The sequence below is a fragment of the Acidovorax sp. SRI_002 genome (genome assembly GCF_057586455.1).
On the sequence record NZ_JBYCZW010000001.1, the window covers coordinates 781,998 to 798,235 of the forward strand.

Below are 16,238 nucleotides of genomic sequence, written 5' to 3' on the forward strand. Positions count from 1 at the left end.
CAACGAAGCCACAAAGTGTAGGCCATCGGGAGCCCTGGCACCGCGCAAGGCCAGCGGCGTCAGCCAGGTTTCAGCCGCCGCACAGCGCCTGGCCTGGTTAAGTGCCCTGTGGTGCGCCAGCGCCTATCTGTGTTGCGTTACGCGCTATCAAAACCATACCAGGCAATTTGCACGCGGTCAGCCGGGCACCACCAGAGCCTGCAGCACGGTGCGCAGCGCCTCGGGCACGGGCACCGGCCGGCGGGTTTCGCGGTCCACATACACATGGATGAAATGGCCAGCGGCAGCGGTCAGCGGCTCGCCTTGGGCAAACAGGCCCACCTCATACCTGACGCTGGAGCCGCCCAGCCGTGCCACGCGGATGCCCGCCTCCACCGTTTGCGGAAACGCCAGCGGGGCAAAGTAGTTGCACTGGGTTTCGATCACCAGGCCAATGGTGCCGCCCGCATGGATATCGAGCACGCCTTGGTCGATCAGATGGGCATTGACCGCAGTGTCAAACCAGCTGTAGTACACGACGTTGTTCACATGGCCATACACGTCGTTGTCGGCCCAGCGTGTGGTGATGGAGCGAAAGGCCTGGTAGGCGCTGCGCGGCTGCGGGGACGGGCGGGCGGCCGGTGCGGACGCAGCGGCAGGGGTGGTGCTGGCGGCAAAAGTCATGGCCGCACATTCTGCCAGCGCTGGTGGTACTGCCAGGCCACGCGCCAGGTGTTGAGCTGGGCCAACACCGTGTCGTCCAGGTTGCGGCCGTAACCCCCGGCCATGGCAAAAACCAGGGGGATGCGCCGCTGCCACGCCCAGTCGAACACACGCCGGTCGCGCGCCTCCAGCCCGTCGTGCGTCACCGCCAGCCGCCCCAGGCGGTCACCTTCATGGGGGTCGGCACCTGCCAGATAGAAGATGAGCTGGGGCGCAAACCGCTGCTCCAGGGTATCGAGCGCCTGCTCCAGGGCCTGTAGATAGTCAGGGTCCGTGCAGCCATCGGGCAGCTCGACATCGAGGTCGCTGGGCTCCTTGCGGAACGGAAAGTTGCGAGCCCCGTGCAGCGACAGCGTGAACACGCTGTGGTCTCCCCGGAAGATGTGCGCCGTGCCGTTGCCCTGGTGCACATCCAGGTCAATCACCGCCACCTGAAGCGGCCGGGCGGTGCGCCCGCCGCCTCCCCGCGCCCATTCCACCTGCATCAACCGGGCGGCCACCGCCACGTCGTTGAACACACAAAACCCGCTGCCCTTGTCGGCATAGGCATGGTGCGTGCCCCCCGCAAGGTTGCCCGCCACCCCTTCGTGCAGCGCCACGCGGCTTGCAGCCACGGTAGCGCCCACAGAGCGCCGCGCGCGCTCGGCCATGGCCTCGCTCCAGGGAAACCCAATCTCGCGCTGGGCCAGGGGCGGCAGCGTGCCGTCGGCAATCGCATTGATGTAGTCGGGCGCATGGGCCAGCGCCAATTCGCGGTCGGATGCGGGCAAGGCCACCTGGAGCGACACACCCGGCAGGTGTTGGGCAATCCGGTCGCGCAGCAGTCTGTACTTGGCCATGGGAAACCGATGGCCTTCGGGCAAGGGCAGCACAAAATGGTCTGCGTAATAGGCGTGCATGACGCGATTGTGGCGAAGGGCGGATTTCTGGGTGGCCGTCCCTAATTTGCTGCACCGCAACAAAAAACCCTTGCAATCGCGAACGAAGCCCCTAAAATTCAACCCATGCTGCACTGCAACATGACTTACCGAGTCAGGGCCAGCGCAGATGTCTGTGAACCACCTGGCCTTCAAGGCCCTCATTTTTAGGAGATATGACATGACGCTGACCGCTGAACAAATCCTGGCCTCGCACAAAGCCAACATCGAAACCCTGTTTGGTCTGACCACCAAGGCCTTCGAAGGCGTGGAAAAGCTGGTTGAACTGAACGTGACCGCTTCGCGCGCCGCTCTGTCGGAAGCCGCTACCCACACCCAGGCTGTCCTGGGCGTGAAGGACGCACAAGAACTGCTGGCCCTGCAAGCCGGCCTGTTCCAGCCCCTGGCTGAAAAGACCGCCGCCTACAGCCGTCACCTGTATGACATCGCTTCGGGCACCGGCGCCGAATTCGGCAAGGCTTTTGAATCGCAAGCTGCTGATGCTCAGAAGAGCTTCACCAACTTGGTCGACAGCGCCGCCAAGAACGCACCTGCCGGCTCCGAAACCGCTGTGGCCGTGATGAAGAGCGCCGTCTCCGCTGCCAACAACGCTTTTGAATCCGTTCAAAAGGCCGTCAAGCAAGCGTCTGATGTCGCCGAAGCCAACTTCAACGCCGTGGCCAATACCGCTGCCAACGCCGCCAAGACTGCGGCTCCCCGCAAGCGCTAAGTCCAGTACCTGCGGTCTGGAGTGCAACCTCTAGGCCGCATTCAGGGAATACCCTGATAATTCAACCACGCGCTGCGGACACCCTCCACAGTGCACCAGTTGTCTCCTTGGATCCTCTCGAAACCCCCGTTTCAGGGATCCTTTTAAAGCCCGGTTCATGACCGGGCTTTTTTTTGCCTGGACCTTCGCGCAGCGCACTGGAACTGGCTCTGCGCGGCTTCAGCGGCCGGTTCGGCGGGCGACGGGCCCTCGTTGTGGCGGGCCTTGTCGGAAATTCCCGCCCCGTCCTTCCCGACGTGCAGACTCGCCTTTGCGCTGCATCAGACGCTTGCACCAAATCCCGCTCTCTCTCGAGCGTTTATTAAGAATAATTCGTGTTTGCTTTATCATTGGCGGAGTTACAACCCCGAAAGATGCATCCATGTCGAAGACTGTGAAAGCCTTGCTGAGTGCTTGTGCCCTGGCCGCCGCTGCAGGCGTTGTCCATGCCCAGGAACAAGTCGTCAACCTCTACTCGGCCCGCCACTACTCCACCGACGAAGCGCTGTACAGCGGCTTCACCAAGGCCACTGGCATCAAGATCAACCGCGTGGATGCCGATGACGCCGGCATCCTGGCGCGCCTGAAGGCCGAGGGCGCTGCCTCGCCAGCGGACGTGATCCTGCTGGTGGACGCCGCACGTCTTTACAAGGGCGAAGTGGACGGTCTCTTCCAGCCCATCCAGTCCAAGGTGCTGAACGACGCCATCCCCGCCAACCTGCGCAGCAAGCCAGTCGCTGACGGCGGCATCGCCTGGTTCGGTCTTTCCACCCGCGCCCGCGTGATCGTCTACAACAAGGTCAAGATGCAAAAGGCGGACGTCGATACGTACGAAGAGCTGGGCGACCCCAAAAACAAGGGCAAGCTGTGCATCCGCTCCGGCTCGCACCCCTACAACCTGAGCCTTTTTGGCGCTGTGACAGAGCACATGGGCGAGCAGAAGGCCGAGGCCTGGCTCAAGGGCCTAGTGGCCAACCTGGCGCGCCCTCCCAAAGGTGGGGACACGGACCAGATCAAGGCAGTGGCTGCTGGCGAATGCGATATCGCCGTGACCAACAGCTACTACCTGGCCCGCATGATGCGTTCTACCAAGCCTGAAGATGTGGCTGTGGTGAACAAGGTGGGCGTGGTGTTCCCCAACCAGGAATCCTGGGGCACCCACCTGAACATCGCGGGCGGCGCTGTGGCCAAGCACTCCAAGAACCAGGCCAACGCGGTCAAGTTTCTGGAATACCTGGCCAGCCCGGAAGCACAGAACTACTTTGCCAATGGCAACAACGAGTGGCCTGCCGCAAAGGGTGTGACCCTGGACAACCCTGCCCTCAAGGCCATGACGGGTGGACAGCCTTTCAAGAGCGAGACCATTCCTATCAGCGCAGTGGGTGCCAACACCACGAAGGTGCAGCAGATGCTGGACCGCGTCGGCTTCCAGTAAGCCCGCCCGGCTCCTGACAAGCCCGGCCTGGCCGGGCTTTTTTTCGCCTGCAGAAAGTCGGCCTCGATGCGCCATAATTGACGTTTACGTTAACGTCACTTACAGGAGACAGCACATGGACATCAAGGGCAAGGTATTCATCGTCACCGGCGGCGCATCGGGCCTGGGTGAAGGTACGGCACGCATGCTGGCGGCCCAGGGCGGCACCGTGGTCATTGCCGACATGCAGGCCGAAAAAGGCGAAGCCGTGGCCAAGGAGATCGGCGGCGCCTTTGTGAAATGTGATGTGAGCAACGAGGCCGATGGCCAGGCGGTAGTGGCCAAGGCGGTTTCGCTGGGCAAGCTCATGGGCCTGGTCAACTGCGCTGGCATTGCCCCCGCAGAAAAAACAGTGGGCAAGAACGGCGCCCATGCCCTCGCGCTGTTCAGCAAGACCATCACGGTCAATCTGATCGGCAGCTTCAATATGATCCGCCTGGCAGCTGAAGCCATGAGCAAGAACGAACCCGAATCCACCGGCGAGCGCGGTGCGCTGATCTCGACGGCCAGCGTCGCGGCCTATGACGGCCAAATTGGCCAGGCAGCCTATGCCGCATCCAAGGGCGGCGTGGTCGGCATGACACTGCCGATCGCCCGCGACTTGGCGCGCAACGGCATCCGCAATATGACAATTGCCCCCGGCATCTTCGGCACACCGATGCTGTTTGGCATGCCGCAAGAAGTGCAGGACGCGCTGGCCGCTGGTGTGCCCTTCCCCAGCCGCCTGGGCACGCCGCAGGACTATGCCAAGCTGGTGCAGCACATCTTTGAGAACGACATGCTCAATGGCGAAGTGATTCGCCTCGACGGAGCCATCCGCTTGGCACCACGCTGAAACAATGGCCTGTGGCGCCGACAGCGCCACACCTTATTTGCTATTAAATATATAGCAAACAATGCTTTCATATAAAGCGCTAGAGGCCATTTTCTTCAAACTTCTACCTTTCGCACCTCCTGAGGAGGAGGTTGTCATTGCCAGGAAGGTAGACGGCTGTCATCAGCAGCCTGTTCACGGTTTCGCACGGTCGTAAGCAGGCTCTCAAACCAGGGTGACGCGACGCTCTGTCATCCAGGCATCCAGTTGCGCCGCCGGAACCGGCCGACTGAAGTAATACCCCTGGCCGGTATTGCAACCCAAAGATAGCAAAGCTTCACACTGCGTGGCCGTCTCGACCCCTTCGGCGATGGACTCCAGGTCGAGGCTCTGCGCCAAGCCGATGATGGCGCGCACGATGTGTTGGGCGCTGCCATCCTCGCCAAGATGGCGCACGAAGGACTGGTCAATCTTGAGCTTGTGAACCCGCAGGCGCTGGATGTAGCTGAACGACGAGTAGCCTGTGCCAAAGTCGTCAATGGACAGCTGCACCCCCAGGTCGAACAGCTGCTGGACAATGGCGATCACCTTTTCGGGGGCGTCCATGGCAATGCTCTCGGTCAGCTCCAGCTCCAACATCTGAGGCGACACCCCGCTGTCAGCCAGTGCCTGCTGCACCATCTCGACCAAACCGGGATGGCGAAACTGAACCATCGACAGATTGACCGCCACCGTGAACCCGGTATGGCCCGCTTCGCACCACGCGCGTGCCTGTTCCAATGCCGTGCGCAATACCCATTCCCCAATGCCCAGAATCTGCCCACTGCTTTCCGCCACGGGGATGAACTCTGCGGGGCTGATCAAGCCGAGCTCCGGATGGGTCCAGCGCAGCAATGCCTCAACCCCGGTGAGCCTGCGGTCGCGCAAACGGATCTGGGGCTGGTAGTGCAACGCCAACTGGTTTTGCACCACCGCACTGCGCAACGCATTTTCTATCTGCAACACCCGCAATGAATGGGCTTGCATATCGGCAGAGAAAAACCGGTAGGTGTCACGCCCCGTCTCCTTGGCACGGAACATCGCCGCATCAGCACGCTGTGCCAGGGCTTCAAACTCACGGCCATCCTCTGGATACAAAGCAATGCCGATGGACGACGTCACCACCAGCTCATGGTGGCCCAACCTGCAGACCCGGCGCACCTCCGACTGCAGGCTCTCGGCCACATGGGCTGCATGCTGCGCATCCGCCAATGGCAGCACGATGATGAACTCGTCTCCCCCAGGGCGCGACACGGTATCTTCCTCGCGCAGCACCTGCTGCAGCCGGTGTGCGATCTCCACCAGCAACTCATCGCCCACCTGGTGGCCCAGGGAGTCATTGACATTCTTGAAATGGTCCAGATCCAGGTACAGCAATGCAAGATGCTGTCCGCTGCGCTGGGTCAGCGCAAGCGCCTGGCTGAACCGCGACGCAAACATCGTACGGTTGGGCAAGCCCGTCAGCGCATCAAAGTTGACCAGCTTGCGGATACGCTCTTCATCGCGCTTGCGTTCGGTCACATCTTCTTGCACGGCCAGGTAGTGCGTGATCCGCCCTTGCTCATCGTGCAGCGGCGAAATGATGGCCGACTCATAGTACTCACGACCGTCCTTGCGGCGGTTGAGAAACTCGCCGCGCCAGGCACGCCCCGATGACAGATGCGCCCAAAGGTCGGCATAAACAGACAGCGGGGTTCCCCCCGCGCTGAGCAGACGCGGGTTGCGCCCGACAACTTCGGCGAGGCTGTATCCGGTGGTGACGGAAAAAGCCGGATTCACATATTCAATGTTGCCTTCGGCTCCAGCGATGAAGATCGAATTGGGAGCCTGTTCTACGGCATGGCGCAGTTTGCGCAAAGTATCGAGCGTCTGCACCCGCTGCGTGATGTCACGGGACAACACCACAAAATGCGCCTCTGACGCCTCATACATCACTTTGCGGGCCACGGAGAGTTCGAACCAGTGCTTGCCATCTGGCAGATCGAGCGTGTACTGGAAATCACGGGCAACCCCGTGCTCGGCAGCCGCGTCAATGGCACGCTGTGCCACCGCAGCAGCCTGCGGTGGAAGAATGTCGTGAATGGTGCGCCCCAGAACCTGTTCGGCCGGCAACAGCAGCAACTCGGGCTGGCGCGTATGGATCTCGACATAACGACCACCGCGCGTCACCTCGAACATGAGATCGGGAACCGCGTCCAGCACCGCACGCAAGGCCTTGTCGGACTGCTTCAATGCGCGGTATGGCGCCTCAATAGTGCCCACAAAAATGGCCCGGTACAGATAGTAGTAACCCACCACCTTGTAGACATGGCCCAGCAGGTTGAAAGGGTCCGTGGCGGTAACGTAGAAAGTGAAAAAGAACTCGCTCAAGGCCATGACCCAGACCGCCGCGAATAGGCGAGCCACATCAAACGATGTACGCTCTCTCGCCAGACGCAGCAGGAGCACCAGCGACCCGGCATACAAGGCAATCACGCTATATTCAGCCGCAATCTTGAACGGGGTAAGGCCTGTTGATCCGTAGGTTTCGGGATACCAGTGCGGGTACCAGAAAACCAGCACGTGAACCGCTGCGACAACGCCCAGGACCAGCGCCAGCACGGCAAATCGCCCCGGCCCCGCAGATGCCGAATCCCCAGGCGCATGCCAGTGCAGCCCCAGCGCCCACAGCAGGCTTACAGCCACCAGGTAACGTGCAGGCAGCCAGAAATTGATGCCCTTGGCCACCGAATTGGCCGTGACGTAATCGGGCATGCCGGCATACGACAGCATGTGCGAAAAATCCAGCAGGGCCACACCCAAAAACCCGCAGGCGAGGATGAACACGTTCCGCTGAGGATTGATGCTGTGCGCCTTCCAGCCCACCGCAAAGATCAGTGCCGACACCACAATCGAGAGCGTTTCCAGCCCCTGGTGAAGTACCAGGAAATGCCGCACTCGTTCGGGAGTCGCCATCGAGAAATATGCCCAGGCGGCAACTGCAGCCCCGGTCAGCAGCCACAACACAGGAGCCACACTTCTGAAGCTGGCGGTATGTTGGGAATGGATCTGCCACCGAGAGGGAGTCATGGGCGCCTTGTCTCTTTGATGTGCCCCACCCTCAGTGCGGCCATGCCGTTACACATTCTTGCACACCCCGTCTTCAGCCACAAACCAGGAACGCAGGCGCAAAAAAAACCGCTGCAGCCTTGCGACTGCAGCGGTTGATGACTGGCGGAGTGGACGGGACTCGAACCCGCGACCCCCGGCGTGACAGGCCGGTATTCTAACCAACTGAACTACCACTCCTGGCAGGCAGCTTTTGCTTGCATCTTTTCAACACAAGCCAAGCGCTGCAACTTGGCGACCCTACGGGGATTCGAACCCCGGTACTCACCGTGAAAGGGTGATGTCCTAGGCCTCTAGACGATAGGGTCAAAACCTTGGAACTAACCGTTAACAAACTTTGGTGGAGGTAAACGGGATCGAACCGATGACCTCTTGCATGCCATGCAAGCGCTCTCCCAGCTGAGCTATACCCCCAAAATTTCTCTGGCTTACACCAAAGAAAAACCCTTGCATATCAAAGACCTGCAAGGGTTTTGACTGGCGGAGTGGACGGGACTCGAACCCGCGACCCCCGGCGTGACAGGCCGGTATTCTAACCAACTGAACTACCACTCCTGGCAGGCAGCTTTTGCTTGCATCTTTTCAACACAAGCCAAGCGCTACAACTTGGCGACCCTACGGGGATTCGAACCCCGGTACTCACCGTGAAAGGGTGATGTCCTAGGCCTCTAGACGATAGGGTCAAAACCTTGGAACTAACCGTTAACAAACTTTGGTGGAGGTAAACGGGATCGAACCGATGACCTCTTGCATGCCATGCAAGCGCTCTCCCAGCTGAGCTATACCCCCACTTAATGACTCGAAACACACCGTGTTTGTTGTCATCATCTGAGCCTTGAATTATAGACAGATTTTTAGCGGTTTCGCAAACGCGCTACAACTTTTTCACGACCGACCAATTCCAGCACGGCATCCACCGAGGGCGTGTGGGCCGTACCCACGGTCAGAACCCGTGCGGGCATGGCCAGCTGGGGCATCTTCAGGCCCTGGCTAGCCAGCACCTGCTTAAACGCAGCGCTGATGGAAGCCTTGTCCCATGCACAGGCCGACAGCGCATCGGCCAAAGCATCCAGCGCGGGTGCAATGGCTTCGGTAACGTGCTGGCTGCGCTCCGCATCCACGGGCGTTACTTCACCGTAGAAGACATGCGCCCAATCGGCGAGCGCCACTGTGGTGTCGCAGCGATCCTTGAACAAGGCGCAAATCCGCGCAAGCCGCCCATCTGCCAGCGCTTCGGCAGATACACCCCGCTGCTGCAGCTGAGGCGCCACCAGCGCGGCCAGTGCGTCGTCGGCCATGGCCTTGAGGTGCTGGGCGTTCACCCAACGCAGCTTGGCTTCGTCGAACTGGGCCGCACTGCGACCCAGGTGGTCGAGGTTGAACCATTGCAGGAATTGCTCGCGGCTGAAGATCTCATCGTCGCCGTGGCTCCAGCCCAAGCGCGCCAGGTAGTTCACCATGGCATCTGGCAGATAGCCCTCATCGCGGTACTGCGTGACGGGCTTGGCACCGTTGCGCTTGCTCATCTTCTCGCCTTGCTCGTTGAGCACGGTGGGCAGGTGGGCATACACCGGCGGCTCCTTGCCCAGAGCGCGGAAGATATTGATCTGACGCGGGGTGTTGTTCACGTGGTCGTCACCCCGGATCACGTGGGTGATGGCCATGTCGATATCGTCCACCACCACACAGAAGTTGTAGGTGGGTGTTCCGTCCGGGCGCGCAATCACAAGATCGTCGAGTTCGTCATTGCTGATCTCGATGCGGCCTTTGACCTTGTCGTCCCACGCCACCACACCGCTTTGCGGGTTCTTGAAACGCAGCACGGGCAATACCCCCTCGGGCACGGGCGGCAGGGTTTTTCCAGCCACGGGGCGCCAGGTGCCGTCATAGCGGGGCTTTTCCTTGGCGGCCATCTGCTTCTCTCGCAAGGCATCCAGTTCGGCCACGCTCATGTAGCAGGGATACACATGGCCTGCGGCCTGCAGCTCTGCTAACACAGTCTTGTAGCGGTCCATGCGCTGCATTTGGTAGAACGGGCCTTCGTCGTGGTCCAGCCCGAGCCATGCCATGCCTTCGATGATCACGTCTACCGCCGCCTGGCTGGAACGCTCCAGGTCCGTGTCTTCAATGCGCAGGATGAAATCGCCGCCCGTAGCACGGGCAAACGCCCAGGGGTACAGCGCAGAGCGGATGTTGCCCAGGTGGATAAATCCCGTGGGAGACGGGGCAAAACGGGTGCGCACGCGGCCCGCGCCGGAAGCAGTGGTATCAGTCATGTCAATAAGTTCTGGCCCTCGCGGGGCCAGTTTCAAGATTCAATCAATCCAGAGAGCGGGGGCAAAGCTTGCTGCCAGGTCGCCATCCAGGACAAGGCGACCTGCAACGATCCTATGCCTAAACCTCTTGGGCATTCGGCAGCGCCAGGCGGGAGGTGTCTTCCTCTCCCTCCTCCACCCCCACCCGCCCCTCGTTCAGGCTGGCGATGCCCTCGGCGGTAATGTCTCCGGTCACATAAACACCATCAAAGCAGGACGCATCAAACCCTACGATGGCGCTATTGAGGGCGCCCACCGCCTTTTTCATGCCGTCCACATCCTGATAAATCAGTGCGTCGCAGCCAATTGCTTGGCGAATCTCTTCCACCGTGCGGCCATGGGCCACCAGTTCGCTGCTGGTGGGCATGTCAATACCGTACACGTTGGGGTAACGCACCGGCGGTGCAGCGCTGGCAAGGTACACCTTGCGCGCGCCGGCATCGCGTGCCATCTGCACGATCTCGCGGCTGGTGGTGCCACGCACGATGGAATCGTCCACCAACAACACGTTGCGGCCCTTGAACTCGCTGCCGATCACATTGAGCTTCTGGCGCACCGACTTCTTGCGCACACCCTGCCCCGGCATGATGAAGGTCCGGCCCACATAGCGGTTCTTGACGAAGCCTTCGCGGTATGGGATGCCCAGCAGGTGAGCCAATTGCGTGGCACTGGGGCGGCTGGACTCGGGGATCGGGATGATCACGTCGATTTCGTTGGGTGGCACGGTAGACACCACGCGCTTGGCAAGGGCCTCGCCCAGGTTCAGACGCGCCTGGTACACCGAAATGCCGTCGAGCACCGAGTCCGGGCGCGCCAGGTACACGAATTCGAAGATGCAGGGGTTGAGCTGCGGGTTTTCGGCGCATTGGCGGGCATGCACCTGTCCGTCGAGCGTGATGAAGATCGCCTCGCCGGGGTCGATGTTGCGCTCGAACACATGCGATGTGCCCTCCAGGGCGACCGATTCGCTGCCCACCATCACAGTTCCATCCTGGCTGCGCCCCATGGCCAGCGGGCGAATGCCGTGCGGGTCGCGGAAGGCCAGCAGGCCGTGGCCTGCTATCAGCGCGATCACGGCATAAGAGCCCTTGATGCGTTTGTGTACCGCACGTACCGCAGTGAAGACGTCTTCAGGCTGCAGCGGCACACCCCGGGTGGCGCGCTCCAGCTCGTGCGCGAACACATTCAGCAGAACTTCAGAATCGCTTTCCGTGTTCGTATGGCGGTGGTCCGTCAGGAACAGCTCGGTGCGAAGTTCGCGCGCATTGGTCAGGTTGCCGTTGTGCACCAGCACGATGCCGAACGGTGCATTGACATAGAACGGCTGCGCCTCTTCTTCGCTGTAGGCGTTGCCTGCGGTGGGGTAGCGGACCTGGCCCAGACCCACATTGCCAGGCAACGCGCGCATGTTGCGCGTGCGGAACACATCGCGCACCATGCCCTTGGCTTTGTGCATGAAAAACTTGCGGCCCTGCTGGGTCACGATGCCCGCCGCGTCCTGACCACGGTGCTGCAAGAGCAGCAAGGCGTCATAGATCAGCTGATTGACGGGCGCTGGACTGACGACGCCGACGATTCCACACATAGTTGTATTCCATCCGTTTGCGGGAACAGCCCCGCGGCAACCCAGCGGCAACGGCTTCTGGCCGCAACCGCATCGCTATCAGGAAGGCAGATGCCTTCCAAATTCTTCCGGCAGCGCCGGTTTCAAGCCCCGAAGCACTTCAGCCAGCACCGGGGCGCCTTGGGACTCCTGCCACCACAAGGCTTCGTGCAGGGGCGTGAGGCCCGCCACCACGGCCACCGCCAGCAGCAAAACCACCCCGCGCAACACCCCGAAGGCCGCCCCCAAAGTACGATCTGCAGGCCGCAGGCCGATGGCATCCACCAGCTTTTTTGCCAGCCATGTCAAAAAACCGCAGGCAAACACCGACGCAACAAACACCACCACAAACCCTGCGGCATAGCGCAATGCTTCGGCCGACTCGCCCATAGGCAACAACGCCGCCATGTCCTCGGCAAACCACTGCGCCACAAAAAAAGACACCACCCAGCCCACCAGAGACAGCACCTCGAACACCAGCCCGCGCCAGGCTCCTACGAGCATCGATGCCAGCAGCACCGCCGCAAAAATCCAGTCCAGCGCAGCCATGGATACAAAAACCCCTTGGCGCTGGCCTACAGAGTCAGCACAGAGGCCGACAGATCCAGCGCCTTGATGCGCGCCGCAGCCTTGTCCGCCTCAGCCCGGTTGGTGAAAGGCCCCACACGAACCCGTGTGCGCTTGCCCTCCTTGGTGTCCACCACCTGGGTGTAGGTTTTCATGCCCGCACGCTCCACTTTGGTACGCGCTTCACGGGCTTTGTCTGCGTCTGCGAAAGCACCCACCTGCACAATGAACCGGGCTTCCTCGGCGGTGGCAGCCGCAGCCGCGGGCTCTGCCGACCGGCCTTCCAGCAGCGCACGCGCGCGGGCAGCCTCGTCCGGGCGCTGCACAGGCTTGGGCTCGCTGGGCACCGGCGGCTTGGGCTCTGGCTTCGGTTCGGGTTTTACTTCCGGTTTGGCTGGCGCTGCAGGGGCGGGTTTGGAAGCCGCGGAACGCGATCCTTGCACCAGTTCCTCGCCATCCGCGAGGCCATTGCCCACCGCACTGTTGTTGCGCTGGGGCGTGGGGCGCGGTGCGGTGGCCACGTCCTGCGAAGACGGGGTCGAAGGCTTGGCAGCCGCTGGCGCCTCAGCAACCGGAGCGGGCACCACCAAGGGCGCCACCTTGTTGCGGTCGGGGATCTCGATGGGAATATCCACCGGAATCGGCCGGGGTTGGGTGTCAAACAGCATGGGGAAACCGATCACCCCAATCAGCACCAGCACTGCGGCGCCGATCAACCGATGGCGAGCACGCCGCCGCATCACCTCGATGCTCTCGGCCTGCGGGGTGCGCGGGCGCTTGGACGGCTTTTCGGCCTGAGCTTGTTCACCCTGACCGGGCCACCGAAACTTGAAAAATGCCATGGAGTAACGACTCGTTCGGACCTCAGAACCTGTCTATTGGCCCAGATGTTTGGCGTGCAGGCGAGGTGTTCCGTTGATCAGAACACCACCCACCGTGTAAAACGAGCCAAAGACCACGATTCTATCAGCGGGGTCTGCTGCGGCGACCGCCGCCTCCAGGGCCTCCATGGGGTCTGCGTGCAGACTGGAGGTCACATCGCGGCGCCCGCCCGCCACCATCTGCACGGCGTTCCACTTCTGCTGCAGGACGGCAGCAGTCTCGGCGCGTGGGGTCGGCAGGTTGGTGAAATACCAGCGGTCCACGAGCGGGCCGACCTTGGCCAGCATGGGCCCCAGGTCCTTGTCGGCCATGGCGCCGAACACCGCATGCGTCGTGGGAAAAAACCCCATGGCATCCAGATTGGCAGTGAGTGCAGCCACTGAATGCGGGTTGTGCGCCACGTCGAGCACCAGCGTAGGCTGGCCTGGCACGATCTGGAACCGCCCCGGCAGCTCCACCAAAGCCAGGCCGTTGCGCACCGCCTGGGCCGTGACGGGAATGCGCTCGCGCAGGGCCTCCAGCGCGGCCAGCACGCCCGAGGCATTGATCAGCTGGTTGGCGCCGCGCAGCGATGGATAGGCCAGCCCCGCATAACGGCGGCCTCGCCCTGCCCAGCTCCACTGCTGCTTGTCGCCGGAGAAATTGAAATCCTTGCCGAAACGCCACAGGTCGGCACCGATTTCCAGCGCATGGTCGATGACACTCTGGGGAGCCATCGGGTCGCCCACGATCACCGGGCGGCCCGTGCGCATGATGCCGGCCTTCTCCCGACCGATGCTCTCGCGGTCTGGTCCCAGGAATTCAGTGTGGTCGATGTCGATGCTGGTGATGATGGCGCAGTCGGCATCAATGACGTTGGTGGCATCCAGGCGCCCGCCGAGCCCCACTTCGAGGATGGCCAAGTCCAGCCGCGCATGGCTCATGAGGCGCAGGATGGCCAGCGTCGTGAATTCGAAGTAGGTGAGGGAGATTTCATTGCCATTTTGGACCCTGGCGCTTTCCACAGCTTCGAAGTGCGCTATCAAATCAGAAGCATTGACAATTTCACCGTGAACGCGGCAGCGCTCCTCGAAATGCACAAGGTGGGGCGACGTGTACACGCCTGTGCGGTAGCCCGCCTGCTGCGCCACCGCCTCCAGCATGGCGCAGGTGGAGCCCTTCCCGTTGGTGCCCGCCACGGTGATCACGGGGCAGTCAAACCGCAGCACCATGCGGCGTGCCACTTCACGGACACGGTCCAGGCCCATTTCGATGTTGCGGGGATGAAGCTGCTCGCAGTGGCGGAGCCAGCCTTCCAGGGTGTGGATTTTGGTATGCATACAGGGCGGGATTGTCGCCCAGCCACAAGATCGAGGATGATGCGCGGCATGACAACCTCACTCATCACCGTTTACGGCATACCCAACTGCGACACCGTCAAGAAATCCCGCGTCTGGTTGACTGAACACGGCGTGGACTACCAGTTTCACGACTTCAAGAAACAAGGGGTGCCCGCCCACCGCCTGCCCGACTGGATGGCGGCAGCAGGCTGGCAAAAACTGGTCAATCGGCAGGGGACCACATGGCGAAAGCTGGACGCGCAAACCCAGGCAGCTGTCACCAACGACGATACCGCCAGCGCCCTGATGCAGGCCCAACCTAGCGTCATCAAACGCCCGGTGGTGGAGTGGCGGCACGGTGGCCAGGTGCACATTTCCGTGGGTTTTGCTCCCGACCAATGGCAGATGTGGTTAGGCCGGGCTGCAGGCACCTGAACCGGCACGTGAATCAATCGCCAGGACCGGAGAAATTGCACAAATCTTTACGCAGATTTACGGCGGGCAGGCCCTGAATTGACCGTGCGGGCCTAAACTTTTCTGCAGTCTGGTGCGTTATGTACCGACCCGAAAGGAGTTTCTCCATGAAAAAGATCGTCATTTTTTCCGCCATGGCAGCCATCGCCACCATGGCCAGTGCCCAGGAACAGGGCCGCGTACTCTCGGCCACCCCCATCGTCCAGCAGGTCGCGACGCCGCAGCAGGTGTGTGGCAACGAGACCGTCTATAGCGGTAACCGCACCACCGGAGCAGGCGCCGTGATGGGCGCGATTGCGGGTGGCGCAGCCGGCAACGCCATTGGCAAAGGCAGTGGCCGCGCCGCCGCCACAGCCATTGGCCTGATCGGTGGCGCCGTGATCGGCAACCAGATCGAAGGTGGCCAGCCGCAGTACCAGAACGTACAGCGCTGCACGACCGAGACGTATTACGAGAATCGCACAGTGGGCTACGACGTGGTGTATGAATATGCAGGGCGCCAGTACACCACCCGCACCCAGAACGATCCAGGCCGCTGGATCCCGCTGAGCGTGCAGCCTGCAGGCCAGACCTATTCCACCCAGCCTGATCCTTACGCCTCACAAGGTGTGTACAGCCAGCCGGGCGTGGTGACCTCGACCTACCCTGCGCAACCGGTGTACCAGCAGCAGCCCACTTATGTGACGCCGCCCGTCACGGTAATCGAGTACGGCTACGACAGCCGTCCTTATTACCCGCACCACCGCAACCCCTACTGGCGCTAAGCCTCGGCATGCCAGTATCACCAAGAGCCCTTCGGGGCTCTTTTTTTGCGCCCAACGGCTGATGGGGATTTTTCAGAGGCCTGCTGCGGCGGCGCTCCCCGCCCTCTGCCCTAAAATCCTGGGTTTCCCTCTACCTTATCCAGCGCACTCATGACCACCGAAAAAATTGACGGCGTGTCCGTCACCACCCAGGCCAATGTGTACTTTGACGGCAAGTGCGTGAGCCACGGCATCACGTTTGCCGACGGCACCAAGAAGTCGGTGGGCGTGGTACTGCCCGCAACGCTGACCTTCAACACCGGCGCGCCCGAGATCATGGAATGCGTGGCCGGATCCTGCGAATACAAGCTGGACGGCACCGACGCCTGGGTCAAGTCTTCGGCGGGCGACAAGTTCAGCGTGCCCGGCAACTCGAAGTTCGACATCCGCGTGACCGAGGCCTACCACTACATCTGCCATTTCGGCTGATCGTTCGACTGCGCATTCGGCTG

Annotated in this window: 14 protein-coding genes and 6 tRNA genes; 6 read left to right on the top strand and 14 right to left on the bottom strand. The window is 61.6% G+C overall.

Features of this window, described 5'->3' with window-relative positions; genetic code table 11:
• Positions 1–177 precede the first annotated feature (177 nt).
• The gene (locus tag AC2YJX_RS03480; RefSeq protein WP_121506093.1) at positions 178–663 is read right to left on the bottom strand and encodes an acyl-CoA thioesterase; all 486 of its coding nucleotides are present in this window, start codon (positions 661–663) and stop codon (positions 178–180) included.
• Entirely contained in the window at positions 660–1,601 is a 942-nt protein-coding gene (locus tag AC2YJX_RS03485; protein ID WP_487255282.1) for a histone deacetylase family protein, read from the bottom strand. Before AC2YJX_RS03485 ends, AC2YJX_RS03480 begins: the two co-directional genes overlap by 4 nt.
• A 199-nt stretch (positions 1,602–1,800) precedes the next feature.
• On the opposite strand from AC2YJX_RS03485, the gene AC2YJX_RS03490 reads away from it, so the two are divergent.
• The 3 genes from AC2YJX_RS03490 (at position 1,801) to AC2YJX_RS03500 (ending at position 4,697) form a co-directional block, all read left to right on the top strand.
• Positions 1,801–2,349 (top strand): phasin family protein, encoded by a 549-nt coding sequence (locus AC2YJX_RS03490; protein WP_055402564.1) that lies wholly within the window; start codon positions 1,801–1,803, stop codon positions 2,347–2,349.
• A gap of 421 nt (positions 2,350–2,770) precedes the next feature.
• The gene (locus tag AC2YJX_RS03495; RefSeq protein ID WP_487255283.1) at positions 2,771–3,823 is read left to right on the top strand and encodes an extracellular solute-binding protein; all 1,053 of its coding nucleotides are present in this window, start codon (positions 2,771–2,773) and stop codon (positions 3,821–3,823) included.
• A 115-nt stretch (positions 3,824–3,938) separates the two neighbouring features.
• A complete protein-coding gene (locus tag AC2YJX_RS03500) occupies positions 3,939–4,697 on the top strand; it encodes a 3-hydroxyacyl-CoA dehydrogenase (protein WP_055402569.1) in 759 nt (252 codons plus the stop codon).
• Between the two features lie 204 nt (positions 4,698–4,901).
• Here AC2YJX_RS03500 and AC2YJX_RS03505 read toward each other — a convergent pair whose 3' ends face one another.
• The 12 genes from AC2YJX_RS03505 to folC form a co-directional block, all read right to left on the bottom strand.
• Positions 4,902–7,784 carry a bifunctional diguanylate cyclase/phosphodiesterase gene (locus AC2YJX_RS03505; RefSeq protein ID WP_487255284.1) on the bottom strand — a complete coding sequence of 961 codons (2,883 nt, stop codon included), beginning with the start codon at positions 7,782–7,784 and terminating at the stop codon, positions 4,902–4,904.
• 142 nt (positions 7,785–7,926) lie between these two features.
• Positions 7,927–8,003 (bottom strand) — tRNA-Asp (locus AC2YJX_RS03510).
• A 52-nt stretch (positions 8,004–8,055) separates the two neighbouring features.
• Positions 8,056–8,131, bottom strand: a tRNA-Glu gene (locus AC2YJX_RS03515).
• Positions 8,132–8,161: 30 nt separating this feature from the next.
• Positions 8,162–8,237 (bottom strand) — tRNA-Ala (locus tag AC2YJX_RS03520).
• Between the two features lie 64 nt (positions 8,238–8,301).
• Positions 8,302–8,378 (bottom strand) — tRNA-Asp (locus AC2YJX_RS03525).
• Positions 8,379–8,430: 52 nt separating this feature from the next.
• Positions 8,431–8,506: transfer RNA gene (locus AC2YJX_RS03530), tRNA-Glu, on the bottom strand.
• A 30-nt stretch (positions 8,507–8,536) separates the two neighbouring features.
• A tRNA-Ala gene (locus AC2YJX_RS03535) sits at positions 8,537–8,612 on the bottom strand.
• A 65-nt stretch (positions 8,613–8,677) separates the two neighbouring features.
• Positions 8,678–10,099, bottom strand: a complete 1,422-nt coding sequence (gltX, locus tag AC2YJX_RS03540; RefSeq protein ID WP_487255285.1) for a glutamate--tRNA ligase — start codon at positions 10,097–10,099, stop codon at positions 8,678–8,680.
• 118 nt (positions 10,100–10,217) lie between these two features.
• Entirely contained in the window at positions 10,218–11,723 is a 1,506-nt protein-coding gene (gene purF, locus AC2YJX_RS03545; RefSeq protein WP_055402574.1) for an amidophosphoribosyltransferase, read from the bottom strand.
• Between the two features lie 78 nt (positions 11,724–11,801).
• Positions 11,802–12,290, bottom strand: a complete 489-nt coding sequence (locus AC2YJX_RS03550) for a CvpA family protein (protein WP_055402576.1) — start codon at positions 12,288–12,290, stop codon at positions 11,802–11,804.
• Between the two features lie 26 nt (positions 12,291–12,316).
• A complete protein-coding gene (locus AC2YJX_RS03555; protein WP_218300020.1) occupies positions 12,317–13,150 on the bottom strand; it encodes an SPOR domain-containing protein in 834 nt (277 codons plus the stop codon).
• A 33-nt stretch (positions 13,151–13,183) separates the two neighbouring features.
• The gene (gene folC / locus AC2YJX_RS03560; protein ID WP_055402580.1) at positions 13,184–14,509 is read right to left on the bottom strand and encodes a bifunctional tetrahydrofolate synthase/dihydrofolate synthase; all 1,326 of its coding nucleotides are present in this window, start codon (positions 14,507–14,509) and stop codon (positions 13,184–13,186) included.
• 48 nt (positions 14,510–14,557) lie between these two features.
• Between folC and AC2YJX_RS03565 the strand changes: the two genes are divergently transcribed.
• The 3 genes from AC2YJX_RS03565 to ppnP all read left to right on the top strand — a co-directional run bounded on the left by AC2YJX_RS03565 (position 14,558) and on the right by ppnP (position 16,215).
• Complete coding sequence (locus tag AC2YJX_RS03565; RefSeq protein WP_487255286.1) at positions 14,558–14,944, top strand: ArsC family reductase; 387 nt, start codon at positions 14,558–14,560, stop codon at positions 14,942–14,944.
• Positions 14,945–15,090: 146 nt separating this feature from the next.
• Positions 15,091–15,747, top strand: coding sequence for a glycine zipper 2TM domain-containing protein (locus tag AC2YJX_RS03570; RefSeq protein ID WP_121420433.1), 657 nt, complete (start codon positions 15,091–15,093; stop codon positions 15,745–15,747).
• 150 nt (positions 15,748–15,897) lie between these two features.
• On the top strand, positions 15,898–16,215 hold the full coding sequence (gene ppnP / locus AC2YJX_RS03575; RefSeq protein ID WP_121506085.1) for a pyrimidine/purine nucleoside phosphorylase: 318 nt from the start codon (positions 15,898–15,900) through the stop codon (positions 16,213–16,215).
• Positions 16,216–16,238: the final 23 nt, after the last annotated feature.